We start from the raw sequence: 6075 nt of genomic DNA, 5'->3' as shown, positions 1-6075 counted from the left end.
GATATTTAATGTTTAAAAAAGAGTGGAGAAAAACAAAAAATAAATTTGAAAAGTATAAATAATAAACAGCACACAACACCGGCTAAACTTCATGCGGGTTTTGTGCCAACTTCAAAGTTTTGTTTATATTTACTAAGTCGCCAAATCTTGTTGATTTGGCTTTGTGAAAACAAAGAAACAAAACCAAACAAAAAGCTTCGGCTTAGTACGTGTTCGAAAATCTTGGCGATTTTCTTCCCGCACAAAGCCTAGCCAAAACCGTTAGCCTAAACAGGAAATTTCGGTCGAAATTTCCGCTGATAAATTAATTCTTAACTTTTCTTGAAACATTTTGAAACCAATCTTAACGCAAAAAATTTAAGTCTGAAACTTTTCTATAAACCGATAATTTATTGACTTTATTTTAAGGAAATTTATTTGTTCAAAATCTACTTTTTAGTTGCTGAAAATTATTGAGTTTTCTCAACTCCTAAAAAATAACGTGCTGAATTGTGTGTGAAAAAGTGAATAAATTTTCATTCTTAATTCTTTGAAAAAAAATCTATCAAAATAAAAATTGTGTTAAAAATTGCGTGCTGAACTGTACGCAAAAAATGTTTCATTGATACTTTTTTTATGCCGAAAAATATTAACAAACAAAACGTTGAATTTTATCGTAACAACGCGATTTGAAAAGTAGCAACGCTGAAAAAAATAAGGATAATGCATTTTTTCAATAAAAACATTTTCGTGGCTGAAAACTGAAAAACTGCATAGGCTAACAACAGCTAAAAAACAAAGCTTTTTTGTACTATCATAAAGTTGGTTTTCTTTTTATTTTGTGTAGTTTTAAGTTTGAAAATTAATCGGCTAGTCTAACGCTTCGTTTCCTAGCTAAAACCGTTAGCCTAAACAGGAAATTTCGGTCGAAATTTCCGCAGATAAATTAATTCTTAACTTTTCTTGAAACATTCTGAAACCAATTCTCACGCAAAAAAAATAAGTTGAAAACTTTTCTGTAAACCAATAATTTATTGACTTTCTTAAAGAAAATTATTTGTTAAAAAATGTACTTTTTGTGGCTGAGAATTATTGACTTTTCTCTGTGAGTAAAAAAAGTAACGTGCCGAATTGTGCATGAAAAAAGTGAATAAATTATTATTCATAATTCTTTGAGAAAAATATATAAAAATGAAAATGGTGTTAAAAGTTACGTGCTGAACTGTACGCTAAATTGTTTCATTGATACTTTTCTTTAACCGATAAATATTTACAAGCAAAACGTTGAATTTTATCGTAACAACGCGATTTGAAAAGCAGTAACGCTGAAAAAAATAAGGATAATGCATTTTTTCAATAAAAACATTTTCATGGCTGAAATCTGAAAAACTGCATAGGCTAACAACAGCTAAAAAACAAAGCTTTTTTATGCTTTCCTAAAGTTGGTTTTCTTTTTATTTTCTGTAGTTTTAAGTCTGAAAATTAATCGGCTAGTTTAACGCTTCGTTTCCTAGCTAAAACCGTTGGCAAATATTTAAAAAAACGAAAAATCAATGTTTAACATGTGAGAAAAATGCTCATAATTTTGAAAAAGAAGAAGAGTAACGAATAACACAAAATATCAAATACTTAGAATGAAAAAAATCTATTTTGTATTATGTCTAATAATGATAATTTCACAAAGTTGTAATAATAATGATTGTGGAGAATGTTTTACCCCTCCCGAAATATTTAGTTTCAAAATTGTTGACAAAACTAGCGGAGAAAATTTATTCACAAACGGAACTTATGAAGCTGAACAAATTGAAATTATAAACACATTAGATAATTCGAAAGTTAATTATACTTTCATTTCAGAAAATAACATTAATATTATTCAAATTGAAGATATTGGTTGGAAAACTGAAACTGTAAATATTCAAGTTAATATATCAAATGTCCACATTTTTGACTTTTATGTAAATGCTGAAAGAAAAAAAGGAGAATGTTGTAGTTACACAGAATATAATAATATAACAATTGAAGGATCTGAATATGAGTTAGAAAATAAAATTGGAATTTATAAAATTATGAAAGAATAAAAACATTAGCCAACACCGGCTAAACTTAATGCGGGTTTTGTGCTAACTTCAAAGTTTTGTGTATATTTACTAGGTCGCCAAATCTTGTTGATTTGGCTTTGTGAAACCAAAGAAACAAATCCAAACAAAAAGCTTCGGCTTAGTTGCGTGTTCGAAAATCTTGGCGATTTTCTTCCCGCACTAAGCCTAGCCAAAACCGTTGTGCAACATTAAAAAAACTGAAAACTAATTTGAAAAAGTGGATTTTAATTTTATTTTTTGCAATTTTAATCGGATTATATTTCGGGCTTGGAACAATATTCGGATTTTTTAATTTGCTAATTTTGTTTTGTACTTATACTCTGATTTTAATTGTGATTGTGCTTATCTGGAAAAAACCGAGCAAAAAGCGTAGTTACTCGATTAGTGTTTATTTTACAATATTTTTCGGATTGATTTTTTGCCTTTTATTTGCTCGAATAAAAAAAAGATATAACCAATATAACGCTGATTTAGTTGTAAAAAAAATAACTGAATACAAAACTGATTTTAAAAAATATCCAAACTCACTAACTGAATTAAAAAACAATACAGAATTACCAAAATATATAGAAAAATATAAGCTTAAAGATTTTGAATATTCAATTAACAAAGCAACAAACGAATTTTCTCTGACTTATTCTCTCGATGGTTGGTACATTAATGAATTCAAAAGCGAAACTAACGAATGGGAAAGCAGAGATTAAAAATGAAAAACGTTGCACAACACCGGCTAAACTTCATGCGGGGTTTTGTGCTTACTTCAAAGTTTTGTGTATATTTACTAAGTCGCCAAATCTTGTTGATTTGGCTTTGTGAAACCAAAAGAAACAAATCCAAACAAAAAGCTTCGGCTTAGTCCGTGTTCGAAAATCTTCGCGATTTTCTTCCCGCACAAAGCCTAGCCAAAACCGTTACCTGTAACCACTCAAAAAATGAAAAAGATAATATATCAAGTTGATGCTTTTACAAAAGAAGCATTTAAAGGTAATCCTGCAGGAGTTATGATTCTAAACGAAAATTTGAATCCAAAACTAATGCAAGATATCGCAAATGAGATGAATTTATCTGAAACCGCATTTGTAAATATATCTGAAAAACCTTTTGAAATAAGATACTTTACTCCTACAACTGAAATTCCTTTATGTGGACATGCAACACTTGCTAGTGCCCATATTTTATATGAGAATAATATCATAGCTGAAAATGAAATTATTCAATTCAAAGCTAAAGGAGGAGATTTAGAAATCACTAAAAACACAAATGGAATTAAAATGGTGTTTCCTAAATATGAAATAAATAAAATTGACAATATTGAAAATTTCGAGAAAATAATTGGCTTTACTCCTATCGATACTTACTCAAGTGAAAATAATTGGATAATTGCAATTTCTAAGACTGAAAATGAAATAAAACAAGCGAAACCTGTTTTTAACGAAATGGGTAAAAATGGTCTTGGTCATTTAATGATAACTTCACTTTCTGAAAGAGAAAATATTGATTTTGTTGTACGTTGTTTTGCTCCTATTTCTGGAATTAATGAAGATCCTGTGACTGGTTCAGCACAGTGTGCTTTAGTTCCTGTTTGGAATTTAAGAACAGAAAATAATGAATTTAAAGTTGAACAAATATCAGAAAGAACAGGACAATTAAATGTAAAACTTGTTGACAATCAAGTTGAAATTATTGGAAATGCAATTACTATTTTTAAAGCAGAAATAAATATCCGATAAAGCAACAGGTAACACCGGCTAAACTTCATGCGGGTTTAGTGCTATCTCAAAGTTTTGTGTATATTTACTAGGTCGCCAAATCTTGTTGATTTGGCTTTGTGAAATCAAAGAAACAAATCCAAACAAAAAGCTTCGGCTTAGTACGTGTTCGAAAATCTGGCCGATTTTCAATCCTGCACAAAGCCTAGCCAAAACCGTTGGGGCTTATATCTGAAAAATCAAAAAAAATTAATGTTTGAGAACAAAGAACAAACTTCATTTGACACGTATTTTAGTTACTTGAAATCAATATCTAAATGTGCAACTGATAGTGTTGCTGAAATAGATAATTTTTTAGACACCATAACTAAAAATAAAGCTTTCAAAAAAATTCAAACGAAAAAAGATCTAGATTTAAGTAAAATATCTAAAATTTTGAGAAATGCATGGTATACTGAATTTCAAATGAATCAATTATCTACAACAAGTGAATTTGCAGGGTTTTCTCTACATTGGGCTCAAGTATATGCGTATTATTCTTGTTATCTTCAAATAAGAGTTTATTTATTGAGTCAAAATCAAATTGTAAATCCAAAACATCTAACTACTTTAAGACATTTCTCACAAGAATTAGATAAACGCAGTAAAATTTTCCCTCATCCCTGGAATTTATTATGTGAGAAAAATCCAAATGATAATTTATTCATAAATAAAAAAGAAATTTACACTGATATTCATCAATTATCTAACCTTGCTACTTTGAACCCTGTTGACAATTTTTCTAAATTTTTAAAAACTACTAGAAAAAGAGAAATTGAAAAAAAATGTAATGAATGGAAAATAGATAATAGAAAAAAAAGAACTCCAAAAAATATAAAAGATAAAATAATTCAAAACACACCTCCAACATCAATTTATGATTGTCTTTATAGATTGAGAATACGAGCTAATTATGAAAATGCTGATACCTTTATCTTTTCTCAAGTTTCAGATCACGTGGCTTCAGAATTTCACGAATGTCTTAAAAATATAGTCTGGATTAGTTCCTTAATTCTTGAAACTATAAGTAGTAAATATTTATCATCAAAAAATTATAAATTAATATTAGAGGATTATAAGAAAAATTTAGAAAATAAGAATATCGATGTAAATCAATTAGAACCAATATTACGTTATGAATTAATTGAAAATAGAATAAAATAATACTAGCCCCAACACCGGCTAAACTTCATGCGGGTTTAGTTCAAACTTCAAAGTTTTGTGTATATTTACTAAGTCGCCAAATCTTGTTGATTTGGCTTTGTGAAAACAAAAGAAACAAATCCAAACAAAAAGCTTCGGCTTAGTACGTAATCGAAAATCTTGGCGATTTTCTTCCCGCACAAAGCCTAGCCAAAACCGTTGTAACACATTCCCCACACAAGAAAAACCTGTTAATTTATTGAGCTAACGAGTAAAATTTTTGTGTGAGAAAATTATTGTAAATTTGACGTTAGTCAGAATTTACAATAATTATGAAAAAAACTTTACTACTCTTATTAATTATCAATTTAACATGTATGTATGGGCAAGAGGACTCAAAAATTATTGAAGAGTTTAGGTATGGTTTTGATGAATCAGTTTCAATAATTAATCTGATTGCTTCTCCAGAAAAATATCACAACAAAAAAATTCAAGTAATCGGATATCTAAATATTGAATTTGAAGGTAATGGAATATACCTTCATAAAGAGGATTATGATAATGGAATAGAAAAAAATGGTTTATGGGTTTCATTTACTAAGAAGACTTGGGAAAAGTTAAAAAAGAAAAAAATTAATAAAACATATGTTATCATTGAAGGCACATTTAATATGGAGGATAAAGGACATATGGGGCTTTTTAGTGGAGAAATAGAAAAGATAACAAGAATAGATAAATGGAATTAAAAACGTGTTACAACACCGGCTAAACTTCATGCGGGTTTAGTTCTAACTTCAAAGTTTTGTGTATATTTACTAAGTCGCCAAATCTTGTTGATTTGGCTTCGTGAAAAACAAAGAAACAAATCCAAACAAAAAGCTTCGGCTTAGTCCGTGTTCGAAAATCTTGTCGATTTTCAATCCCGCACAAAGCCTAGCCAAAACCGTTAGCTTTAACAGAAATTTCGGTCGAAATTTCCCCAGATAAATTAATGTTTAATTTTTCTTTAAGTCGAAAATCATTAATCTTTTACAAAAAAAATAACTTTTTTAAGTTGAGAAATATTGAATTATTTGGTGTTTTTGGAAAAATATAAACGAAAA

General features: G+C 28.8%; 5 protein-coding genes. All 5 read left to right on the top strand.

Annotated elements, in window-relative coordinates; genetic code table 11:
* Nucleotides 1–1646 precede the first annotated feature (1646 nt).
* Nucleotides 1647–2060, top strand: coding sequence for a hypothetical protein (locus QVZ41_RS14355; protein ID WP_302885336.1), 414 nt, complete (start codon nt 1647–1649; stop codon nt 2058–2060).
* A 230-nt stretch (nt 2061–2290) separates the two neighbouring features.
* Nucleotides 2291–2785, top strand: a complete 495-nt coding sequence (locus tag QVZ41_RS14350; protein WP_420896130.1) for a hypothetical protein — start codon at nt 2291–2293, stop codon at nt 2783–2785.
* 228 nt (nt 2786–3013) lie between these two features.
* Nucleotides 3014–3811 carry a PhzF family phenazine biosynthesis protein gene (locus QVZ41_RS14345; RefSeq protein WP_302885334.1) on the top strand — a complete coding sequence of 266 codons (798 nt, stop codon included), beginning with the start codon at nt 3014–3016 and terminating at the stop codon, nt 3809–3811.
* Between the two features lie 231 nt (nt 3812–4042).
* Nucleotides 4043–4993: a hypothetical protein gene (locus QVZ41_RS14340; RefSeq protein WP_302885333.1), complete on the top strand. Its 951-nt coding sequence runs from the start codon at nt 4043–4045 to the stop codon at nt 4991–4993.
* 311 nt (nt 4994–5304) lie between these two features.
* Nucleotides 5305–5718, top strand: coding sequence for a hypothetical protein (locus tag QVZ41_RS14335; RefSeq protein WP_302885332.1), 414 nt, complete (start codon nt 5305–5307; stop codon nt 5716–5718).
* The last annotated feature ends 357 nt before the right edge of the window (nt 5719–6075 follow it).

The organism is Wenyingzhuangia gilva (assembly GCF_030519655.1).
In the GTDB taxonomy this organism is placed as follows: Bacteria; Bacteroidota; Bacteroidia; order Flavobacteriales; family Flavobacteriaceae; genus Wenyingzhuangia; species Wenyingzhuangia gilva.
Note: the sequence above shows the minus strand (reverse complement) of the source record. Positions and strands in the feature narration are given on the sequence as shown.

Excerpts from the sequence above, each read along its gene's own strand:
- QVZ41_RS14355 (WP_302885336.1), top strand. The coding sequence starts at position 1,647 with ATGATAATTTCACAAAGTTGTAATAATAATGATTGTGGAGAATGTTTT.
- QVZ41_RS14345 (WP_302885334.1), top strand. The coding sequence starts at position 3,014 with ATGAAAAAGATAATATATCAAGTTGATGCTTTTACAAAAGAAGCATTT.
- QVZ41_RS14340 (WP_302885333.1), top strand. The coding sequence starts at position 4,043 with ATGTTTGAGAACAAAGAACAAACTTCATTTGACACGTATTTTAGTTAC.
- QVZ41_RS14335 (WP_302885332.1), top strand. The coding sequence starts at position 5,305 with ATGAAAAAAACTTTACTACTCTTATTAATTATCAATTTAACATGTATG.